Below are 21100 nucleotides of genomic sequence, written 5' to 3'. Positions count from 1 at the left end.
TGCCCTGTCACACGCGTGCACAGGTTAGTCAAGTGTGCGTCAAAAACCCTTCAGACAAAGGAAGTTCAGCGGTATTTCCGCACAGGTACGGACACCTGCGCGGCGAGGGCGTGTGCCACGTGCCGGATCAGCCGCTCCAGGTCGGCGCAGTACGCGCTGGGATGGCGGAAGCCGGACCCGGGAGCGTAGCGGTGCACGTAGTTACCGCCGCCGCAGACCGCGACCACCGGGCACCTGCGGCACACCCCGGCCAGCGCCCGGGCCCCGATCTGCCGGGCCGCGACGCCGGGGTGGCGCAGCGCGTCGTCGAAGCCGTGCCGGAAGACGTCGCAGCCGGTCGCGGGGGCGCCCGCATACGCGGATCTGAGCGAGTCGACCTGCTCGATGGCCCCGTCGGTCTCCACCACGACCGCGGCCACCGGTGAGAGCCCGACCGCCTCCGCCGTGCTGGGCTCGCCGAGCAGCAGCGCGACGATCGCGTGGAACAGCCTCACCCGGACGTGCCCGGGCCCTTCGGAGGCCCACCAGGCGTCGAACGCGGCGGTCAGCCAGTCGCCGTACGGGGTGGGGGCGGGGCGGTGCCGCCCGGGTGTCCGGCGGGCGAGGCCGGGCGGCGGCGTTCCCCAGTTGCCGTGCGGCAGAAGGAGGTCGACGCCCGGCGGGCCGAGTGCGACGAGCGAGCGGTACACGTCGAGCGGGTCGGCGGCCAGGTCGACGGTGCACAGGATCCCGGCGTACGCGTCGGGCCGCCGTGCGAGGCGCCGCGCCGCGGCCTGCGCCGCGGGCCAGGCCGGGCGGCCCGCGTGGTCGGTGCGGCGGGCGTTGTGCACGGCGCGGCCACCGTCGAGGCTGAGCCCGACACGGACACCGGCGGCGGCGAGCCGGTCGAGGGCGGCACCGGTGAGCAGGGTGCCGTTGGTCTGCACCGTGGCCCGCACCTCGCAGGAGGCGGGGACGGCGGCCCGCACGGTATCGACGTACGCGAGAACGTGCCCGGGACCGCCGAGCAGCGGCTCCCCGCCGTGCAGTTCTATCCGTATGCGGCGCAGCCCGTGGGTGGTGACGTGCTCGGCGATCCGGCGGGCGGCCGCACGCCGGACCCGCTCGTCGGCACGGGCCGGCCGGTCGCGCCAACTACCGTCCTGGGCGCGGTAGATGTAGCAGTAGGAGCAGTCGAGGTTGCACCGCCCGTGCACCTTCAGGACGAACTGGCGGAACGGGACGGGCGTGTGGGCCGTGGTGTCGAGCGCGGTGTGCGGCCAGCGCGGGTGGGCCGCCTGCCGTGCGGGCGCGCTCATGGCGCGTCCTCGTAGTGGGCCACGACGGGCTCGGTGTCGAGGGCGCGCAGTCGCAGTTCGTCGAGTACGGCGCCGAGGACCGGGTGGTCGGTGCGGGCAGGCAGCCCGAACTCGGGGAGCGGGGCGTCGTCCGGTAAGGACAGGGGGGTGGTGGTCACTCGGGGGCCGCCTCCAACTCGGCCAGAAAGGCCACCAGTTCGGCGCGCTCCTCGATGTCCTCGGTGAGGGCCAGGGCTTCCCGGCAGGCGGCGACGGCTTCGGCACGGCGGTCGAGGTCGGCGAGGAGGTGGGCGCGGAGCTCGTGGGTGGCTCGCAGGGCATCGGGTCCTGCTTCGGCGGCATGCTCCAGCGCGGTGTCGACGTGCCGCAATGCCTGGCGCGTCAGGTCGCGACGTCCGGTGCGCTCCGCGAGCAACCGGGCGACCACACCCCGCATCTGCCAGATCGGCGCCAGCCGACCGGCGGAATCGGCCTCGCGTGCGGCCTCGGCAAGTATCCAGTCGGCCTCGTGCAGGTCGGTCACCACGCCCTGGGCCTGGAACCGCACGATGCAGGCCTGGCCGAGGAGAGTCCTGCGCAGCGGGCGCCGCTGATCGCCGCCCGGTGTCGCGTCGACCGCTTCGCGCAGGACTCGCACGGCGGTGTGAATGTCCTGGCCGGCAGCAGCGCCCGGCAGCAGCGCCCGGTGGAGCAGCGCGCTCCCGTAGTCCGTGAGGACATCGACCCGCTCCTCGTCGTCCGGCCCGAGCAGTTCGGCCGCCTGCGCCCAAGCGGTGACGGCGCGGTCGATGTCCGCCTGCTCGCCGCTCTCCTGAAACCTGTCGTGCCGGAGCCGGGCGATGCGGGTCAGGCACTCGACGCGCTCCTCGGGTTCCTCCTGCGCGACGGCGAGCGCCTGCTCCAGCGCGTCACCGACGGCGCCGGGGTCCTCACCCAAGATCTCCAGCGCGGTGGCGAGGTCGAGCCAGGTCTCGCTGTGCTGTCCGTCCGACGACTCCAGGACGCTCTCGAACTGGCTGCGCGCCAGGCCCGCGTTCAGCAACGCCCGTAGCCGGTCCTCCGGTTCCCGTTCCGCGTCGTGCAGCCACTGGCCGTCGTAGAACTCGGCGAGCATGAGACGCAGATCGCCCCGGTCCTCGTGCACCCGTGCGTTGTCGGGAAGCGCCTCCAGGACCGCGAGCCCCCGCTCCAACTGGCCGGTGAACCAGTCGCGCGGCCGAGCGGCACGGAAATGACCGTCGGGCCCGGAGACGTGGTGGCACAGTGCCAGGAGTCTGCAGGCACCGGCGAGCAGGAGCCCCAGCGCGTCGCCGTGCCCGTGGTCCTCCCCCTGCACAGCCGTCAGCTCGCCGGCCCCCTCCTCCAGGAGCTTCGCCTGGGCCCACTCCTCGGTCGGGCAGTCATCCGTCGCCCGGTCCTGCGCCCAGTCCCGCAGCGGTTGCGGCAGGTCGGCGGCCAGCAACCGGTTCTGGTTCACGGCCGACGCCAGATGCAGCAGGGTCCGTCCCAGGTAAGCCCGTCCCCGCGGCGACGGTTGTGCCACTCCGCGCAGCACCGCCAGGGTCTCCAGGAGGCTCTCCGGCGGCGCTCCGGCCTGCCCCGCCCGGCGCAGCAGCGCACATCCCAGCTGCTCCTCGGCGGCCTCCCGCTCCGCCGCGGCGCCCGCCGCGCGCCCCGCCTCCCGGTACAGCTCGATGGCCCGCTCCAGCTCCCGTACGTTTCCCTCCTGCTCGTACGTCGCCTCCGCCTCGCGCCCGAGCTCCAGCAACTCGGCGTATCCCAGGGGTACGTCGACGCCCGGACCGGCACCGGGCGGCAGCGGAACCCGGGGGGCCAGGTCGCGCAGCACCTCCAGTGAGACCTCGGCGAACGCCTCGAGGCCGGGCGGCTCGTCGCGGCTCTCGGTGAGGGGGTTCAGGGGTGCGTCGAGGCCGGGCGGCGGAACCGTACCGCGCAGATAGGACGCCGCGAGCGCCGGGAAGTTGCGGGCGGTGTGGCCGAAGTTGCGGGTCACGTACTCCGAGCAGTGGCCGAGCAGCAGCTCCGCCTCCTGCGGATCGACGTGCCGGCGCAGCTCCCGGCCGACACCGGGCAGGAACTCGTACCGCACCTTGTCCGGGTCCACGGCGTCGTCACGCCGCCGTAGCAGTCCGCTGAGCAGCACCTCCGCCATTACCTCGGGGCCGCTCCCGGCGAGCACGACGTGCTGCATGAGGCGCATCACCGGCAGGTACAGCGGTACGACGGTGAGGCTGACGGCAAGCCTGCGCGCGGGCGGTGTGGCCCGGTGCAGGAACGTACGGACCCGGTCTCGTGCCGCGACGTCCTGGTGCGCGCGGACCGAGCTCACGGCGGCCGGGTGTACGGCGCCGACCCAGCCGGCCGCGGTGCGCAGCGACTGTCCGGTCGCCCCGGACAGCAGCCGGGCCCAGCCCTCGACGGAGGAGCGGCGCAGCGCGAGCACCGGCACCGGCAGCGCATCCGCCGGCGGGCGGCCCCGGTCGGGTGCGAACTCGAACCGTCCGGCGGGCCCTTCCCGGCGGTGCAGCACACCGCGGCGGGCGGGCAGATGGGTCCGCTGCCACATGCTCTGCGGCAGCGGCTGGACGACGGCCACGGGCGCGGAGCGCGCCCAGCGGTGCAACAGCTGCTGCATACGGCCGCTGCGCCACATGGGTCCCGCGCAGTCGCTGAGGAGCAAGGTGAGCTGGCGCCCCGTGGGATCGGTGAGCTGGGCCGGATCGCGCAGCCTGCCAAAGTGGCCGACGGTCGGTGCGCTGCCGGGCCGGCCGTCCCCGTCCTCGTACAGGTACTGGACCTGGACCTCGCGGACGGCACCGGCGCGCTCGCACACGTAGCGCAGTTCGTCGAGGGCCTCGCGCCAGACGGCGGTGGAGGTCGACAGGTCCATCAGGAGCAGCAGCCGGGCCTCCCTGCGCCGTCTGGCGGAGAAGACCGGAACCACCAACCCGCCGGACTGCGCGGCGCGTTCGGCCGTCGCCTGCTCGTCGAGAGTGCGGGAGGCCCTGACCGGTGCCCGGTAGCGCTGCAGTGGGCGCAGGCCGCGCTGGAGTCCCACGGGGTCGGGCAGGACCGGTGGGGCCGGCACCCGGACCGGGACGGCGCGCAGCCCGGACGACTGCGCGGCATCGCCCGACGGGGCGAACAGCCGCCCTCCTACGTCGAGTCCGGACGGCTCGCCAAAGAACTGCTGCTGCGCCGGGGGCAGTGGCAGCGGGCCGGGCACCGGGGCGGGGCCCACGTCCGGCGTCGCCCCGGGGATCTTCGCGCTGCCCTCACGGGAACGCCCCTGCTCGCCTGCGTCGATGTGCCCGGCCAGCCATAACGCGTCCGCCAACTCCACGACACCCGGGTCGAGTTCCGCCTCCCGCAGCCGTTCCGCGAGCGCGGTGAGCAGCAGGCCCGCACGGTGCTCCTCGCCGGGATCGTGAGCGGTACGGGCGGCGGGCACTGGTCACCGCGTCCCGTGATCGAGCGGCCTCATCAGCAGCTCGGCGGTCTCCGTGCGCCGCGCGGCCGGCTGGTCGCGTGCCGTGTACTGGGTGAGGAAGATGGCGTTGAGCAACTGGTCCGTGGGGCGCATCGCGCCGTCCGTCTCGGTCTCGGTGAACAGGTCGACGATGTCGTGGTGGGCTTCGTAGGCACCCTCTCCGAAGTGCGCCTGGACCAGCGCGGCCAGCCTCTGATCGCGCGGCGACTGCAGGTCCAGCGTGATGCAGCGGCGGAGCAGCGGGGCCGGGAACTCCCGTTCCCGGTTGCTGGTCAGTACCACGACAGGGAACGCGCGGCAGCGCACCACCCCACCGGTGACGGTCACCCGCCGCCCGTCGTCGGTGAGGACGCGGACCTCGGGCTCGCGGTCGGCGATGCGCTCCAGCTCGGGAATGGCGAACCGGCCCTCCTCCAGCACGTTGAGGAGGTCGTTGGGCAAGTCGATGTCGCTCTTGTCCAACTCGTCGATGAGGAGCACGCGCGGGCGGTCGGTCGCGATCAGGGCAGTACCGAGGGGACCCAGCTTGATGTAGCGGCCGATGTCCTCGGAGGGCGCACCGCCCCGCTCGAGCTGGGCGTCGTGAAGCCTGCCGATCGCATCGTAGGTGTAGAGGCCGTCCTTGAGTTCGCTGCGGCTGACCACCGGCCATTCCAGGACGCGCCCGAGGCCGAGTTCGTGCGCGAGCGCGTGCGCGAGGGTCGACTTGCCCGCGCCGGGGTCACCGGTGACGAGCATGGGGCGACGCAGATACAGCGCCGCGTTGACCAGATGCAGCGCCCGCTCGTCCTGGACGGGCAACGGGACCGTGGTGGCGCCCAGCCTGCGCAGCGTCGCCGAGTCGACGTCAGGGACGTCGTACGCGACCGGATCGGCGTCGAACGCACGCCACGGCGGGGGGTCGGGGAGACGGCGGATCTTGTCCGGATCCGGCCTGCCATCGCCCTCGTAGACGAACCACTCGGTCATGGCGCGCTCCTCGTCGGCGGTCGGTGGAACACCACGTCATGGCCGACGGAAGCGTTGTCCCCCCGCAACAGGCCCCTGGGAATGTACCCAACACCACACGCCCAACCACCGCTTTTCAGCCACGCGTTGGAGCGATGGGCCTCAGGCACGGCGCTCATTGGGGCGCGTCCACGACATCGAGGTCCCCGCCCGGGACCGGCCGGCCGGGATCGTCGTAGAGAAGGGCGAGGGGCTCCGCCCAGCGCCGGTCCTCGCGGCGGGCAGCGATCTCCTCGCGGAGCAGCCGGATGCTGTCGGGGAGTTCGGTGACCGACCCGATGCTGTCGAGCAGCCCGGCGGCGCGCGCGTGCAGCACGTCGCAGTCCTCGCCGCAGCCGCGCGCGGCATGTCCGTCGATGTGCCACAGCACGACGGCATGCCCGCTGTCGAGGAACGCCGCCATGGTCCGCTTGCCCAGGCCGCGGCCGGCCGGGCGGCACAGCACGGGCACGTGGGTGGCGGGCAGTCTGGCGTAGCGGTCGGCCTGCGGGGTGCGACCGTGCTCCGGCGCGCGGTGGGCGGTCAGGACACCGGCCTGACCGAGGCCCTGCCAGCGCGCCAGCCAGGCGTCGTTGTCAGGTTCGAGGCGCCGCGCCAGGTCCCGCAGGACAACCTGGCGCTGGGCGCCGAGGTACTGGTGGTCGTCAAGCGCGGCCACGGCGGCAAAGCGCCAGCGGTGCACCGCGGTGTCGAACTCGTCGACGGGCAGGGCGACTTCCAGCGGTGCGGGCATCCCCTCCCGGTCACCGGCCCTGAACACGCGGGCCAGCGGAAGACCGAGAACCTGCGCCAGCGCCTCCGGTGGCTGTCCCTCGTCGGACTGGTCGGCGGCTTCGAGCAGCGCCTCCCCCGTGCCGTCGTCGACCCAGATCTGCCAGAAGAAGCGGGTGGGAACGGCGCCGATCACCGGATCGAGGACGACCGTGACGACGGTCCTGCCGTCGCCGGCCGTCGGATAGGGCACGACGGCGTGCAGGGGCTCCTCCGGCGCGGGTCGCAGCTCGTCGGGGAGGCGTGCGTCGGTCACCAGGGCATGCATCGAGCGGTCCGGGTGGGCGCGCAGCCGCTCCTTCACCCAGGCGTCCAGGAGCGTGGCGTCGGCCCCGCGTGCGGTGACGTACGCGGCGACCAGGGCCAGGTAGCGCAGGAAGATGAGCGGGGACAGCGGGCGACGGCCCTCGTAGAGCAGTCCGTGTCCGTCCCGCCAGCTGTGCAGAGGCGGGTTCGCACCGGGCCAGCGGGAGTAGCTTCGTGCCACGACGGCGAGTCGGCGCACCGCATGCGCGTCGCCCGGCGGCGGCAGCCGGGCCAGCAGGCCGAGAGCCGTGCGCCGGTCGGCCGGTGTCCACGGGTTGTCCTGCCCCAGTTCACCGGCCTGCAGATCGATCCAGTTGTCGCCGGTGTCGGGTGATTCGGGCAGGGAAGCGTGCCAGCGGTCGTGGGCCTCGACCAGCTGCCGGTAGTGCGTGCCGAACTCGCGCAGCGCGAGCGAGGAGACGGCCGCGCCGCCGTCGCTGCGGGTGCGCCTCGACTTGACGACACCGACGACGGCGCCGGTGTCCGCGTCGACCAGCGGGCCGCCGGAGACGCCGGGCGGGAACTCGGCGTCAGGTCTGAAGCGCAGCCCGCCCGCACCGTCGACCACGTTGATGTCCGCGTCGACGCTCCACGGCACGATCCGCTTGCCGGTCGGCCGCTCGTCGGGCCGGTAGCCGTACACCCGCAACGGCCCCGTGTACTCGACGGCACGGTCCACCAGCCACAGGCACTCGTGCTCCACGTCCGGGTCGAGCAGCCGCACCAGGGCGAGGTCCTCGTCGGCCGGCACGGACTCGCAGGCCGGGTCCCGCAGCAGCCAGGTCTCCAGGCGGGCGGGGAGCGGAATGCCGTTGTTCAGCGCGTCGCCGCGCACCGCGAACTCCATGTCCTGCCGCCCGACGAGCCGGGGCCGCAACACATGGGCGGCGGTCACCACGAGCCCCGGCGCCACGAAGAAACCGCTGCCCCACTGCACGGCGTTGTCCACTCCCGCGGGAAGCAGATGGACGGTGGCGGCCCGGGCCAGGGCATCGAGCCTGGACCCTGCCTCGATCATCAGTCCGAGCCGGTGGGAGCGTCGGGCACGTGGGTCGCGACCCCCTCGCCGCTCTCGTCGCCGCCGCTGTTCTCGGCGCTGCCGTCGAAGGACCAGCCGAGCGCGACCTGGATGGAGGCCTTGGCCTCACCGGAGGCCAGCACGGCAAGGGCCCCGCCGGACTTGGCGGCCAGCTCCACACCGAAGGTGATGGTGACGGTGCCGGGGCGGGCCGCGCGGGCCGCGTCGAGCACGGACTGCCCCACTCCCCTGACGAGCTCGCCGAGCTGTTCGACCTTGGCGGCGGCGCCGTCCAGCACGCCGATGTCCTGGTCGTCGCCGCCGTACGCTTCGGATTCGGAAGCGCTCAGCCGCGCGTGCACGACTGTTCCGTCCGGCAGTCTGATCTCCTGAATCGCGCCCACCGTTCCCCCGTTCACCCTTACTCGTCGGCGTCGCCCGCTGTCACATGCGCATGTCATGGACTGCGACGAGGTTAGGGGGCGCCGCGGTTGCGGGCGAGCCCTGACGGGGCACTATCCGGCCAAGCGTCCCGGCACCCTGCGTAGGCTGGCCGAGAACCATCTGCACGAGGCATCCAGGAGACTCGATCCATGTACTTCACCGACCGCGGCATCGAAGAGCTGGAGAAGAGGCGTGGCGAGGAGGAGGTCACCTTTGAGTGGCTCGCCGAGCAGCTGCGGACCTTCGTCGATCTGAACCCGGACTTCGAGGTTCCGGTGGAGCGTCTGGCTACGTGGCTGGCGCGGCTGGACGACGAGGACGACGACGCCGACGCGTAGGGGCCCGGGTCAGCCGGCGCGAGCCGCACGCACCCTGTCGTACGCGAATCCCAGTGCGCCGTGGGCGAGCAGGACGACCCCGGCGGTGGCCCAGCCGGCGCTGCGCCGGCGCAGACCGTAGAGGGCGAGCGGCGCTCCGGCGGCGAGCTGGGCCGCGGCGAGGCAGCGGGCCTTGGGGCCGCGCAGCCAGGGCCCGATGCTGCTGCTCTCCACGACGTCGAGCTCCGCGTGCACGGCGTCCCGCCAGCCCGGCCAGTCGACCTGTTCCCCGTCCGGCTGGACGCGCGCGACCTCGCGGAGCCGGTCGGCGGGCTCGCCGGGGCTCAGGCCCGCGGGGAGGGTGAGCCCGGCGCGGGTGAGGACGGCGAGCAGGCCGCGCAGCCTGACCCGGGCGTCGGCCTCGGGGTCTGGCCGGGCGAGGGCCTCCAGGGACTGCATGTCGAGTACGGGGTCGAGGCCGAGGCGGGCCGCGAAGGTGCGCAGGGCCTCGTGCTCGCCGACCGGGGTGCCGTTGGCCAGCCAGACGTAGCCGACGGGGCGCCGGAAGCCCGAGGCGAGCGTGAAGCCGCTGCGGTCGGCGTCCCACCACAGTGCGAGCACCGGCCAGGGCGCGCCGACGGCGAGCGCCCCGGCCCAGCCGGCGAGCACCCGTTCGACGGATTCCTCGGCGGTCAGCCAGGGTTTCGTCTCCGGCACGAGGACACTCCACTCGCGTCCGGCCCGGGCCAGCACCATCCGCTCGCGCAGCAGCTGCGCGGCGGGTCCTACGACGGCGGGCTCGGCGCGGCACAGAAGCAGGGCGCCGGCGGGTTCGGGGGACGGCATGGCCCCACGCTAGGCCAATTTGCCCGTATCGGACCACAAATGACCGCCCTCGCGAAGGCACTCGCGACAGTCTTGACTTTCCCCATCCGCGATATATCGTGTTTTCCGGGGGACGCGATATGGCGCGTCCGTCCCGATGTTCGTCCACGCCCACCCCGGAGGAGGTCGCGTCATGCCCGAGTGGTCCGTCGCGGAACCGCAGAAGCTCGCCTTCGACGATCCGGTCACGGCGCTGCACGTCCGCATCGTCGACGGCACGGTGAACGTCGTGGGCACCGACGAAGGTTCCGCCCGCCTGGAGATCTCGGACCTGAAGGGGCCGCCCCTGCGCGTGAGCCAGGAGGGCGGCACGCTCTCGGTGGCGTACGACGATCTGCCCTGGAAGGGCTTCCTCAAGTGGCTGGACCGTAAGGGCTGGCACCGCAGTGCGGTCGTCTCGCTCGCGGTGCCCACGGGGACCCGGGTCGAGGTCGGCGTGGTCGGCGCGGCCGCGGTCGTCTCGGGCATGGCGGGGCGCACGGAGGTGAAGGGCGTCACCGGTGACACGACCCTGGTGGGCGTCACCGGTCCGGTCCGCACCAGCACCGTCTCCGGCAGCGTCGAGGCGCAGGCGGTCACCGGCGACCTCCGGTTCAATTCGGTGTCGGGGGATCTGACCGTCGTCGAGGGCTCGGGGTCCTCCGTGAAGGCGGACACCGTGAGCGGTTCGATGATCGTGGACCTGGACCCGACGGGCCCGACGGACGTGGCGCTGACCAGCGTCTCCGGCGAGATCGCCATCCGTATCCCGCACCCGGCGGACACCGAGGTCGAGGCGAACACGGCGAGCGGAGCGGTGTCGAACGCGTTCGACGGACTCCGGGTCGCCGGCCAGTGGGGCGCGCACAAGATCTCCGGCCGGCTCGGCGCGGGTGCGGGGAAGCTGCGGGCGACGACGGTCTCCGGTTCGATCGCGCTGCTGCGCAGGCCGCCGGGCGAGGACGACCCCTCGGACCTGGAGCCGCAGGACACCCCGAAGGACAGCCCCGCAGAAAAGAAGGTGCTCTGACATGCCTCCCGTCTTCGCCCACGGACGCCTGCGGCTCTACCTCCTCAAGCTGCTCGACGAGGCCCCGCGCCACGGTTACGAGGTGATCCGTCTCCTCGAGGAGCGCTTCCAGGGGCTGTACGCGCCTTCGGCGGGCACGGTCTATCCGCGACTGGCGAAGCTGGAGAGCGAGGGCCTGGTCACCCACACCACCGAGGGCGGCCGCAAGGTGTACGCGATCACGGACGCGGGCCGTGCCGAACTGGCCGACCGCAGCGGCGAGTTGGCCGACCTGGAGCTGGAGATCCGCGATTCGGTCGCCGAGCTGGCGGCCGAGATCCGCGACGACGTCCGGGGTGCGGCGGGCGACCTGCGCCGCGAGGTGCGGGCCGCCGCGGCCGGCACCCGCGCCCGGAGCGGCGCCTTCGGCGGCCTGGGCGATCTGGGCGACCTCAAGGACTTCACGGACGGTGAGTCCTGGCGGGCCGCCAAGGAGGAGATGCGCCGGGCCAAGCAGGAGTGGAAGGAGCAGGCGCGGCGCGCGAAGGACGAGAGCCGCCGGGCCCGCGAGGAGGCCCAGCGGGCGCGCCGCCAGGCCAAGGAGTCGCAGGACCGGGTGCGGGAGCAGGCGCAGGAGGAGTTCCAGCGCATGGCCAGGCGCGTCCAGGACCAGGTGCAGGACCACTTCGCGCGTGGCGACTGGCCGACGGGCGTCCGCGAGGGCCTCTCCGAACTGGCCAAGGAGTTCGGCGAGTTCGGCAAGAGCCTCGGCAAGGACGCCCCGCGCACCCCGTCGCCGCCCGAGCCCGAGTACCGCCCGGCGTCGGACACGGTCCCGGCCGAGTACGTCCCGTCCTGGGCCGCGGAGGACTCCACCGGCGACCCGTCCCGCGACCTGGACCGCCTCCTGGACCGCTTCCGCGACGACATCCGCGACACGGCCCGCGACCACGGCGTCACGGAGGACCAACTCCGTGAGGCCCGAGCCCAGTTGGCGACGACGGCGGCCCGACTCACAGCAACCTTGAAGTCGACGCCACCGGATTCGAGCCCCTCCGGCGATTGAGGAGCGGGGCCCGGGGCGGAGCCCCGTGACCTCAGCCGCGGCGCGGGGCTCTCACCCACTCCCCGGACCGCTCACCCGGCAGCCCGCCCCTCACCCCCGTACAGCACCCGCTCCACGCCCGCGGCATCCACCCCGTACCCACCCAGCACCTCAGAGAAAGACCCACCCCGGGACACCAGCGCGAGCAACAGATGCTCATCCCCGATGGCCCGGTCCCCGTGCGCGAGCGCAACCCGCAAAGCCCCCTCCAACACCTTCTTGGCGTCACGGCTGAAGGCGCGCCGTCCCCCGACCCGCCGCCCCCCGGCCAACGCCCCGACCCCGTGAACCTCTTCGACCCGGGCGACGATCTCGTCCACATCGATCCCCAGCCCGGCGAGCGCCTCGGTATCGGCCCGGGAAAGCCCCGCCCGGCGCCGCGCACCCCCGACGGCCCGCCCGATCTCGGCGCGCCGCCCCTCGTCGGCGAGCCCGAGCGCGTCGAGCACGAAGGCGCCCCGGGTGCCGCGCCGCTCCAGCAGGGCGAGCAGCAGATGCCCCTCGTCGACCCGCTCGGCACGCTCACGCTCCGCGTGCACGACCGCGTCCTTGACGACGGCCCTGGCCGCCTCGGTGAACCGTTCGAACATCATCGCCTCCCGTACTTCTTGTGCACGGCTTGTCGACTGACTCCCAGCTCGGCCGCGATGTCCTGCCACGACCAGCCCTGATTGCGCGCACTGCGCACCTGTACCGCTTCCAGCTGCTCGAGCAGCCGCCGCAGCGCGGCGACCGCCCGCAACCCGACGCGCGGGTCGCGGGCGCCCGCCTGCTCGGCGAGATCCGTTGCCTCGGTCATGATGTCAATGTAAGTTGACACACCCTCGCCGTCAACCATCATTGACAGCGAGGGTGAGAAGAAAGGGCGCCCCAGAACCCGCGGGGCGCCCTTCGACTACGTATCGGCGCAGCTCAGACGGTCAGTACGACCTTCCCGAACAGATCGCCGCCGGCCATCTTCTCGAACCCTTCCCGGGCCCGGTCGAGCGGCAGCACCTCGTCGATGACGGGCCGCACGCCGGTGGCCGCGCAGAAGGAGAGCAGGTCCTCCAGCTCGTCCTTGGAACCCATCGTCGAGCCGACGACCTTGAGCTCCAGGAAGAAGATGCGGTTCAGCTCGGCGGCCGGCGGGTTGGGCCCGCTGGTGGCGCCGGAGATCACCAGAGTGCCGCCCGGCTTGAGGGACTTGACCGAGTGCGACCAGGTCGCGGCGCCCACCGTCTCGATCACGGCGTCCACCCGCTGCGGCAGCCGCGCACCGGACTCGACGGCCTCGACCGCGCCCAGCTCCAGGGCCCGCTTGCGCTTGGCCTCGTCCCGGCTGGTGGCGAAGACCCGCAGCCCGGCGGCCTTGCCGAGGGCGATCGCGGCGGTCGCGACACCGCCGCCCGCGCCCTGCACCAGTACCGAATCACCGGGCCGTACACCGGCGTTGGTGAACAGCATCCGGTACGCGGTCAGCCAGGCGGTGGGCAGACAGGCGGCCTCCTCGAAGGAGAGCTCCTTGGGCTTGGGGAGCACGTTCCACTCGGGCACGGTGACCTGCTCGGCGAACGTGCCCTGGTACTTCTCCGTGAGGATGGAGCGGCGCTCGCGCGGCCCGACGCCGTGGCCGGTCTCGCCGATGACGGAGTGCAGGACGACCTCGTTGCCGTCCTGGTCGATCCCGGCGGCGTCGCAGCCGAGGATCATCGGCAGCGCCTCCTCGCCGAGACCGACCCCGCGCAGGGACCACAGATCGTGATGGTTGAGGGAGGCGGCCTTGACGTTCACGGTGGTCCAGCCGGGCCGGTCCTCGGGGGCGGGCCGCTCCCCCAGTTCCAGGCCGTTCAGCGGCTGATCACGGTCGATGCGGGCTGCGTAGGCGGCGAACATGACCTTGACGATAGGCCCGGCACCCGGCCCGGGGAACCACCCCCGGCTGTGACACACGTCCTGTAGCCAACGCGCGCGAAAGGCCCCGCCGGACACGGAAAAGGCCCCGCCGGAGCGGGGCCTCGACCGGACGGCGACACTCAGCGCCGGGCGACGACACTCAGCGCCGGGCGACGCCCTCGGCACGCGCCGCGGCCGCGACGGCGGCGGTGACGGCCGGCGCCACCCGCTCGTCGAACGGCGACGGGATCACGTACTCGGCCGACAGGTCGTCCCCGACCACGGCGGCCAGCGCCTCCGCGGCGGCGATCTTCATCGTCTCGGTGATCCGGGAGGCCCGGACCTGGAGCGCGCCCGCGAAGATGCCGGGGAACGCCAGGACGTTGTTGATCTGGTTCGGGAAGTCCGAGCGCCCCGTCGCGACCACGGCCGCGTACTTGTGGGCGATGTCGGGGTGCACCTCGGGGTTCGGGTTGGCCATCGCGAAGACGAAGGCGCCCGGCGCCATGGAGGCGACCGCCGGCTCGGGGACCGTACCGCCGGAGACGCCGATGTAGACGTCGGCGCCCGCGAGGGCGTCCTCCAGCGAACCGGACAGACCGGCCTTGTTGGTGATCTCGGCCAGCTCGCGCTTGACCGGCGTGAGGTCCTCGCGGTCCCGGCTGACGATGCCCTTGCGGTCGGCGACCGCGACGTCGCCGAGACCCGCTTCGAGGAGGAACTTCGCGATGGCGACGCCCGCCGCACCGGCGCCGCTGATCACTCCGCGCAGCTCGCCGAGCGAACGCCCGCTGAGCCGGGCCGCGTTCTTCAGCGCGGCCAGCGTCACCACGGCCGTGCCGTGCTGGTCGTCGTGGAAGACCGGGATGTCGAGCCGCTCCTGGAGCTTCTTCTCGATCTCGAAGCACCGCGGGGCCGCGATGTCCTCCAGGTTCACACCGCCGAAGGACGGCGCGAGACGCACCACGGTGTCGACGATCTCGTCGACGTCGGTCGTCGCGAGCGCGATCGGCACGGCGTCGACGCCGCCGAACTGCTTGAAGAGAATGGCCTTGCCCTCCATCACCGGGAGGGAGGCCTCGGGGCCGATGTCCCCGAGTCCGAGCACGGCCGTACCGTCCGTCACGACGGCCACGACGCTCGACTTCCACGTGTAGTCGTGGACGAGCTCCGGCTGCTCGGCGATCGCGCTGCACACCTTCGCGACGCCGGGCGTGTACGCCAGGGACAGGTCGTCCTTGTCGCGGATCGGCACGGTGGCCTGCACGGCCATCTTGCCGCCACGGTGCAGTGCGAAGGCCGGATCGAAGGGCTCGTCAGCGCCTTCGTTGCCGATATTCGCGTCGCTGCGAGGATTGACGATCTCCGCTGCCACTTGTCTGACCCCTTAAGTCTTATTGCTTCAGTTGAGGGTGGGTCCGCCCCTGGTTGAGGAGCGGGCGGGCACCGCGTACGTCCCAGCCGGGCCCGTTTGTGGCCGGCTGCGCGGGTACGTACACGACGAGCGCGCCGCACGCGCGCTCTGAGCCCCGGATGAGGGGTGTAAAGAACCTTCTTACCCGACGGACCGTGTCGCGGACGAGCCCATTCGTGATCGATCACGCGGCGGTGACATGACTCATAGCCACATATCTGGACACGTTGTAAACCTGTGCCCCGCGAGGCGGGGAGAAGCGCCCGAATAATGAGACAGCGGGCGGTTCGCCGGAGATCCTCCGGCTGGTGGGCGATACGTCCGCAGATGCTGTGGACCCCATGCACCGTGATGGACAGCCCTGTTGGCCGTCTTGGGTCACCCGTTATCCGATTTTGACATCACCGCGCCCCTGCACGCCCCGGTCCGAATGGCAAGATGCCGTCATCACGCAGGTCGCGACACCCGAAGGCGTGTGCCACGGCGACCTTTACGGCCACTCCCACACCCCTGCCGGAGGACCCCACCATGACCGCAAGCACCACCCGTCGCTCGACCGCGAAGGCCGGGCAGTCCGTGAAGTCCCGGATAGCCGCGGCCGGCGCGATCGCGGTCGCCGGCACGCTGCTCCTCACCGGCTGCGGCGACCAGACCAAGTCGGACGACACCAGCTCCGACAAGGCCTCCTCCAAGAGCGCGCCGCTGGCGGACAAGCTCCCCAAGGAGATCCGCGACAAGGGCGTCATCCGGGTCGGCTCGGACATCGCGTACGCGCCGGTCGAGTTCAAGGACAAGTCGGGCAAGGCCATCGGCATCGATCCCGACCTGGCCGCGGCGATGGGCAAGCAGCTCGGCGTGACGTTCGAGTTCCAGAACGGCACGTTCGACACCCTGGTCACGGGCCTGCGCTCGAACCGCTACGACCTCGCGATGTCGGCGATGACCGACACCAAGGACCGTCAGGACGGCATCGACTCGGACACCGGCAAGAAGGTCGGCGAGGGCGTCGACTTCGTCGACTACTTCAACGCGGGCGTCTCCATCTACACGCCGAAGGGCAAGACCCAGGACATCAAGACCTGGGCCGACCTGTGCGGCAAGAAGATCGTGGTGCAGCGCGGCACGGTCTCCCACGACCTCGCCAAGGCCCAGGCCAAGAAGTGTCCGGCGGGCAAGAAGCTCGGCATCCAGGCCTTCGACGACGACCAGCAGGCGCAGACCCGGCTGCGCTCGGGCGGCGCCGACGCCGGCTCCTCCGACTTCCCGGTCGCCGCGTACGCGGTGAAGACCTCGGGCGGCGGCAAGGACTTCGAGATCGTCGGCGACCAGGTCGAGGCGGCCCCGTACGGCATCGCCGTCGCCAAGTCCCAGACGCAGCTGCGTGACGCCATCAAGGCCGCGCTCGACGCCGTCATCAAGAACGGCGAGTACGACAAGATCATCGCCAAGTGGGGCGTCGAGGCGGGCGCCGTGAAGGCGGCCACCGTCAACGGCGGCAAGTAAGGCAACCACCAACGCCTGACGCGTCGTTGAAAGGCAACATCCGTGTCGATTGACATAGAGAAGACGGGCGGCGGCCCCGAGGACACGCCGCCGCCCGCGGCCCACCCGGAGGCCATCAAGGCCATCCCGGTGCGGCACTACGGGCGTTACGTCGCCGCCGTCATCGCGCTCGCGCTGCTCGGCTCGATCATCTACGCCTTCGGCCAGGGCAAAATCAACTGGGGTGCGGTCCCCGACTACTTCTTCGACGACCGCATCGTGACGGGCGTCGGCAAGACGCTCCTGCTGACGGTCCTCGCGATGGTGATCGGCATCGTCGGCGGCATCCTGCTGGCCGTCATGCGCCTGTCGAAGAACCCGGTGACCAGCTCGATCGCCTGGTTCTACATCTGGTTCTTCCGCGGCACCCCGGTCCTGGTCCAGCTGTTCATCTGGTTCAACCTGGGCCTGGTCTTCGAGTACATCAACCTCGGGCCGATCTACAAGGACTACTGGTCGTCCTTCATGACGCCGCTGCTCACGGCCCTGCTGGGCCTGGGGCTCAATGAGGCGGCGTACATGGCGGAGATCTGCCGCGCCGGCCTGCTCTCGGTCGACGAGGGCCAGACCGAGGCGTCGCACGCGCTCGGCATGAGCCACTCCAAGACGCTGCGCCGCATCGTGATCCCGCAGGCGATGCGGGTGATCGTGCCGCCGACGGGCAACGAAGTCATCAACATGCTGAAGACCACCTCGCTGGTCGCGGCGGTCCAGTTCAACGAACTCTTCCGGGCCGCGCAGGACATCGGTCAGCAGTCCGGTTCGCCGGTGGAGATGTACTTCCTGGCGGCCGCCTGGTACCTGATCATGACGTCGATCCTCAGCGTCGGTCAGTTCTACATCGAGCGCTACTACGCGCGCGGCACGTCCCGTCAGCTGTCGGACACTCCGTGGCAGAAGGTGAAGGCCACCATGTTCTCCTTCTCGAACCGTTCGGGGGCGGTGGGCGCATGAGCGAGCAGCAGCACGCGATGGTGAAGGCCGAGGGCGTCCACAAGTCCTTCGGCAACGTCGAGGTCCTCCAGGGCATCGACCTCGAGGTCAAGCAGGGTGAGGTCTTCTGCCTCATCGGCCCGTCGGGCTCCGGCAAGTCGACGTTCCTGCGCTGCATCAACCACCTGGAGCAGATCAACGCCGGCCGGCTGTACGTGGACGGGGAGCTGGTCGGCTATCGCCAGAAGGGCGACAAGCTCTACGAGCTGAAGGACAGCGAAGTCGCGCTGAAGCGCCGGGACATCGGCATGGTCTTCCAGCGCTTCAACCTCTTCCCGCACATGACGGCGCTGGAGAACGTCATGGAGGCGCCGGTCCAGGTCAAGCGGGAGTCGAAGGCGCAGGCCAGGACGCGTGCCGGAGAACTCCTGGAGCGGGTCGGCCTCGCCGACAAGGCGGGCAACTACCCCTCGCAGCTCTCCGGCGGGCAGCAGCAGCGCGTGGCGATCGCGCGTGCGCTGGCGATGGACCCGAAGCTGATGCTGTTCGACGAGCCGACGTCTGCGCTCGACCCGGAGCTGGTCGGCGACGTCCTCGACGTCATGCGCGACCTCGCCGAGTCCGGCATGACGATGATCGTCGTGACGCACGAGATGGGCTTCGCCCGCGAGGTCGGTGACAGCCTCGTCTTCATGGACGGCGGCGTGGTCGTCGAATCAGGCCATCCCCGGGATGTCCTGACGAACCCGCAACACGAGCGAACCCAGTCGTTCCTGTCGAAGGTCCTCTAGCCCGCCGGGCCAGAGCGGGCGAACTCGGCCTTTCGTCCGCGGCCCGGTGGCCTCTTCTCGCGCAGTTCCCCGCGCCCCTGAGGCGTGCGCTGCGCGCAGCCTCCCCTCGGAGGCTGCGCTGCGCGCGCCAACACCCGGGGCAGGGCGCGCGCCTTGATGGAGATCTTGCTGGAGATGGCGCACGAAGTGCGCATCTCCAGGGGCGCGGGGAACTGCGCGAGAAGCGGCCACCGGCCGTCAGGCGAAGGTCAACCCATCAGGGGCGCGGGGAACTGCGCGACCAGCCACGACGAGACCGGCACCCGGCAGCGTCACCTCAAAGCCAGCACCAGCGCATCACTGGGCGACCCCCAAACGGCCCGCGCCTCGCCGAACCCGGCAGCCCGGAGCGCCCCGACATGCCAGGAAACCGACGGAGTATCCCCGTCGGCATGCTCCCCATAGATCTCGAACCGCCGCGCCGTAGCCTCACCCAGCACCGGATCAGCGGCAGCCAGCGCCCACCAGTCGGCCCAGTCCACGGCCCCGCCGCTCCTGGCCTCCTCCTGCCGAGCATGCCGAAGAGCCCGCTCGGCACCATTGATCCGCGGGGTCGACTCGTCGATCATGTGGTCCGCGTTCATGAACACACCCCCGTCCCGCACCAGCGGGGCGAGTTGACCGTAGAGCGTGGCGAGAGGCTCGGCGTGCAGCCAGTGCAGGGCGGTGGCGGTGAGCACGGCGTCGTACGAGTCGTGCGGCAGCGCCCGCGTCCACTGCGGGTCCTTGAGGTCGGCGCTGACGAAGGAGACCCGCTCGTCCCCCTCGAACGTGCCGCGCGCGATGGCGAGCAGCGCCGGGTCGAGGTCCACGCCCACACTCGTCGCCGAGGGGAACCGCGCCAGCAGCCGGTCCGTGATGCTCCCCGTGCCGCACGCGAGGTCGAGCACTCGGGGCGCCGTCCCCACACACGCCTCGACCATGTCGAGCATCACCCGGAACCGCTCCTCGCGGTCGGGCATGTACCACTCCTGCTGCCGGTCCCAGCTCTCCTGCCAGGAGCGCCAGTCGGTGGTGGTCCTGGTGGTCCTGGTCGTCATGAAAGGCCTCCCGTACGGGCACCGCTCCCCGCGGTGCGTAATACCCTGAAAGCAGAAGTGAGCATTACGCTCACGACGGATGACGATAGCCCGCCCCGGTAAGGACTACAAGTGGAACTGGCCTATTACTCGGACTACGCAGTGCGCCTCGTCAACACCGAGGAGCCGGGCCGCGGCAAGGACTCCCTGACCACGGTCGACGCGGTGCGCGGCCTCTTCGGCCCCAGCCAGGACGCGGCCCGCCGCGCCACGGAAGCCGACCTGACCCGCTTCAGGAGCGTACGAGGACGGCTGCGCGCGGTGTTCGAGGCGGCCGACGGCGGCGACGAGGAACTCGCCGTGAACCTGCTTAACTCACTGCTCCTGGAGTTCCCGGTGAGCCCGCAGGTCTCCGGGCACAACGACCGCGACGACGACGGCCACCCGCTGTGGCACATGCACCTGGCGGACCACCCGTCGAACGCGACGGCGGGCTACGCGGCGATCGCCGCGATGGGCCTCGCCTTCCACCTCACGGAGTACGGCGTGGACCGGCTCGGCCTGTGCGAGGCGGCCCCGTGCCGCAACGCCTATCTGGACACGTCCACCAACCGCTCGCGCCGTTACTGTTCGGACCGCTGTGCGACCCGCGCCAACGTCGCCGCCTACCGCGCCCGCAAGCGCCTGGAGGCCGAAGAGCGCACGGAGCGTACAGAGCGCGCGGACCGCAGCGAGCGCACGGGACGCACGGCGGAGAACACCCAGGACAGCACGGCGCCGACCGAGCGCTGACCCTCCCCCTCCACCCACGGCCTGCGGTGCCGCAGCCGCCCGCGCACCCTGGCGAGCACCAGCTCGTCGGGGACGACGCCGTAGACGGTGCTGTCACCGCCGGCCGCGGCGTTGTCGCCGAGCACCCACCAGCCGCCCTCGCGCCGCTCGGCGATCCGCTTCACGACCAGCAGGTCCTGCTGGAAGGGGTGGCGCAGGATGATGACGTCGCCGGGCCGCACCCGCGCGCCGTGCTGCACCAGCAGCCAGTCCCCCGGATTCAGGGTGGGCACCATGGAGGGCCCCTCCACCTCGATGAGCTGGAACGGCACCCTGCCCTCCCGCGCTTCCTCCGCCGCCGTCTCGGGCATCAGACACAACCTCCCCGGTCCCTCACGGTCCCATCCTCCACCAGTCCCGGTCCCACCCTGGACTTTTGTCCTAAGCCCCCGGGGGCACCCGAGAAAACCAGTGCTGCACGGAGTAATGTCGCACTCGAGAAGACGATCACGAGGAAGGACAGCTACATGCTTTCCCGCCTGTTCGCCCCCAAGGTGAAGGCCAGTGCCCACTGCGACCTCCCCTGCGGCGTGTACGACCCGGCCCAGGCCCGCATCGAGGCCGAGTCGGTGAAGGCCGTCCAGGAGAAGATGGCGGCCAACGACGACGCGCACTTCCAGGCGCGCGCCACGGTCATCAAGGAGCAGCGAGCAGAGCTCGCCAAGCACCACGTCTCGGTGCTGTGGAGCGACTACTTCAAGCCCCCGCACTTCGAGAAGTACCCGGAGCTGCACCAGCTGGTCAACGACACCCTGAAGGCCCTCTCGGCCGCCAAGGGTTCGAAGGACCCGGCCACGGGCCAGAAGGCGCTCGACTACATCGCCCAGATCGACAAGATCTTCTGGGAGACCAAGAAGGCTTGATCCCTGATCATGCCGTTTGACCTGCGTTTTCCTTGTTCGCATGGTCTTCCGGTCCGCACCTGGTCCACGGTTCGCCGCATCCCGGCGCTCTGATGGACCAGGTGCGGTCTTCTTTTTCCCGTCACTCCAGGAGCCAGGAACC

Annotated in this window: 20 protein-coding genes and 1 pseudogene; 8 read left to right on the top strand and 13 right to left on the bottom strand. The window is 71.5% G+C overall.

The features are described 5' to 3' along the window. Positions 1-65: 65 nt before the first annotated feature. The 6 genes from ACFVDP_RS32090 to ACFVDP_RS32065 form a co-directional block, all read right to left on the bottom strand. Positions 66-1298, bottom strand: coding sequence for an FxsB family cyclophane-forming radical SAM/SPASM peptide maturase (locus ACFVDP_RS32090; protein WP_383497438.1), 1233 nt, complete (start codon positions 1296-1298; stop codon positions 66-68). After that, entirely contained in the window at positions 1295-1456 is a 162-nt protein-coding gene (locus ACFVDP_RS32085; RefSeq protein ID WP_383497436.1) for a hypothetical protein, read from the bottom strand. Before ACFVDP_RS32085 ends, ACFVDP_RS32090 begins: the two co-directional genes overlap by 4 nt. Continuing rightward, on the bottom strand, positions 1453-4770 hold the full coding sequence (locus tag ACFVDP_RS32080; protein WP_383497434.1) for an SAV_2336 N-terminal domain-related protein: 3318 nt from the start codon (positions 4768-4770) through the stop codon (positions 1453-1455). The genes ACFVDP_RS32085 and ACFVDP_RS32080 overlap by 4 nt, the downstream gene beginning before the upstream one ends. 3 nt (positions 4771-4773) lie before the next feature. Beyond that, positions 4774-5778: an AAA family ATPase gene (locus tag ACFVDP_RS32075; RefSeq protein ID WP_383497432.1), complete on the bottom strand. Its 1005-nt coding sequence runs from the start codon at positions 5776-5778 to the stop codon at positions 4774-4776. A gap of 154 nt (positions 5779-5932) precedes the next feature. Further along, positions 5933-7912, bottom strand: coding sequence for a trypsin-like peptidase domain-containing protein (locus ACFVDP_RS32070; RefSeq protein WP_383497430.1), 1980 nt, complete (start codon positions 7910-7912; stop codon positions 5933-5935). Continuing rightward, complete coding sequence (locus ACFVDP_RS32065; RefSeq protein ID WP_383497428.1) at positions 7912-8316, bottom strand: CU044_2847 family protein; 405 nt, start codon at positions 8314-8316, stop codon at positions 7912-7914. Before ACFVDP_RS32065 ends, ACFVDP_RS32070 begins: the two co-directional genes overlap by 1 nt. 189 nt (positions 8317-8505) lie before the next feature. Here ACFVDP_RS32065 and ACFVDP_RS32060 point away from each other — a divergent pair, with 189 nt between their 5' ends. Continuing rightward, positions 8506-8694 carry a DUF6104 family protein gene (locus ACFVDP_RS32060; RefSeq protein ID WP_383201272.1) on the top strand — a complete coding sequence of 63 codons (189 nt, stop codon included), beginning with the start codon at positions 8506-8508 and terminating at the stop codon, positions 8692-8694. A 9-nt stretch (positions 8695-8703) separates the two neighbouring features. On the opposite strand, the gene ACFVDP_RS32055 is transcribed toward ACFVDP_RS32060, so the two are convergent. Then, entirely contained in the window at positions 8704-9519 is an 816-nt protein-coding gene (locus ACFVDP_RS32055) for a hypothetical protein (protein ID WP_383497425.1), read from the bottom strand. A gap of 172 nt (positions 9520-9691) precedes the next feature. On the opposite strand from ACFVDP_RS32055, the gene ACFVDP_RS32050 reads away from it, so the two are divergent. Both ACFVDP_RS32050 and ACFVDP_RS32045 read left to right on the top strand, forming a co-directional pair. Beyond that, positions 9692-10567 carry a DUF4097 domain-containing protein gene (locus ACFVDP_RS32050; protein ID WP_383497423.1) on the top strand — a complete coding sequence of 292 codons (876 nt, stop codon included), beginning with the start codon at positions 9692-9694 and terminating at the stop codon, positions 10565-10567. Between the two features lies 1 nt (position 10568). Beyond that, on the top strand, positions 10569-11612 hold the full coding sequence (locus ACFVDP_RS32045) for a helix-turn-helix transcriptional regulator (RefSeq protein ID WP_383497421.1): 1044 nt from the start codon (positions 10569-10571) through the stop codon (positions 11610-11612). 71 nt (positions 11613-11683) lie between these two features. Here the strand turns inward: ACFVDP_RS32045 and ACFVDP_RS32040 are convergent, their stop codons facing one another. From ACFVDP_RS32040 to ACFVDP_RS32025, 4 genes are all read right to left on the bottom strand, one after another. Next, complete coding sequence (locus ACFVDP_RS32040) at positions 11684-12241, bottom strand: Clp protease N-terminal domain-containing protein (protein WP_383497462.1); 558 nt, start codon at positions 12239-12241, stop codon at positions 11684-11686. Continuing rightward, a complete protein-coding gene (locus ACFVDP_RS32035) occupies positions 12241-12450 on the bottom strand; it encodes a helix-turn-helix domain-containing protein (RefSeq protein WP_111666484.1) in 210 nt (69 codons plus the stop codon). Before ACFVDP_RS32035 ends, ACFVDP_RS32040 begins: the two co-directional genes overlap by 1 nt. Positions 12451-12563: 113 nt before the next feature. Continuing rightward, entirely contained in the window at positions 12564-13526 is a 963-nt protein-coding gene (locus tag ACFVDP_RS32030; protein WP_383497418.1) for a zinc-binding dehydrogenase, read from the bottom strand. A gap of 160 nt (positions 13527-13686) precedes the next feature. Further along, positions 13687-14901 (bottom strand): NADP-dependent malic enzyme, encoded by a 1215-nt coding sequence (locus tag ACFVDP_RS32025; RefSeq protein ID WP_383497416.1) that lies wholly within the window; start codon positions 14899-14901, stop codon positions 13687-13689. Between the two features lie 567 nt (positions 14902-15468). On the opposite strand from ACFVDP_RS32025, the gene ACFVDP_RS32020 reads away from it, so the two are divergent. From ACFVDP_RS32020 to ACFVDP_RS32010, 3 genes are read left to right on the top strand one after another with little or no spacing between them, the layout of a single operon-like run. Beyond that, positions 15469-16443: an ABC transporter substrate-binding protein gene (locus ACFVDP_RS32020; RefSeq protein WP_383497414.1), complete on the top strand. Its 975-nt coding sequence runs from the start codon at positions 15469-15471 to the stop codon at positions 16441-16443. 42 nt (positions 16444-16485) lie between these two features. Then, entirely contained in the window at positions 16486-17436 is a 951-nt protein-coding gene (locus tag ACFVDP_RS32015) for an amino acid ABC transporter permease (RefSeq protein WP_383497412.1), read from the top strand. Positions 17437-17453: 17 nt separating this feature from the next. After that, positions 17454-18206 carry an amino acid ABC transporter ATP-binding protein gene (locus ACFVDP_RS32010; protein ID WP_383497460.1) on the top strand — a complete coding sequence of 251 codons (753 nt, stop codon included), beginning with the start codon at positions 17454-17456 and terminating at the stop codon, positions 18204-18206. Between the two features lie 311 nt (positions 18207-18517). Here ACFVDP_RS32010 and ACFVDP_RS32005 read toward each other — a convergent pair whose 3' ends face one another. Next, a complete protein-coding gene (locus ACFVDP_RS32005; protein WP_383497410.1) occupies positions 18518-19285 on the bottom strand; it encodes a class I SAM-dependent methyltransferase in 768 nt (255 codons plus the stop codon). A 111-nt stretch (positions 19286-19396) separates the two neighbouring features. Between ACFVDP_RS32005 and ACFVDP_RS32000 the strand changes: the two genes are divergently transcribed. Beyond that, positions 19397-20056, top strand: a complete 660-nt coding sequence (locus tag ACFVDP_RS32000) for a CGNR zinc finger domain-containing protein (RefSeq protein WP_383497408.1) — start codon at positions 19397-19399, stop codon at positions 20054-20056. 53 nt (positions 20057-20109) lie between these two features. Here ACFVDP_RS32000 and sodX read toward each other — a convergent pair. Next, positions 20110-20406 (bottom strand): annotated as a pseudogene (gene sodX, locus ACFVDP_RS31995) (nickel-type superoxide dismutase maturation protease); the annotation flags it as partial. A gap of 156 nt (positions 20407-20562) precedes the next feature. Here sodX and sodN point away from each other — a divergent pair. Continuing rightward, positions 20563-20958, top strand: a complete 396-nt coding sequence (gene sodN, locus ACFVDP_RS31990) for a superoxide dismutase, Ni (RefSeq protein WP_383497406.1) — start codon at positions 20563-20565, stop codon at positions 20956-20958. Positions 20959-21100: the final 142 nt, after the last annotated feature.

The organism is Streptomyces sp. NPDC057694, from assembly GCF_042799415.1.
GTDB lineage: Bacteria > Actinomycetota > Actinomycetes > Streptomycetales > Streptomycetaceae > Streptomyces.
The sequence above is the reverse complement of the archived record's forward strand: the minus strand, read 5'-3'. Positions and strand labels throughout refer to the sequence as shown.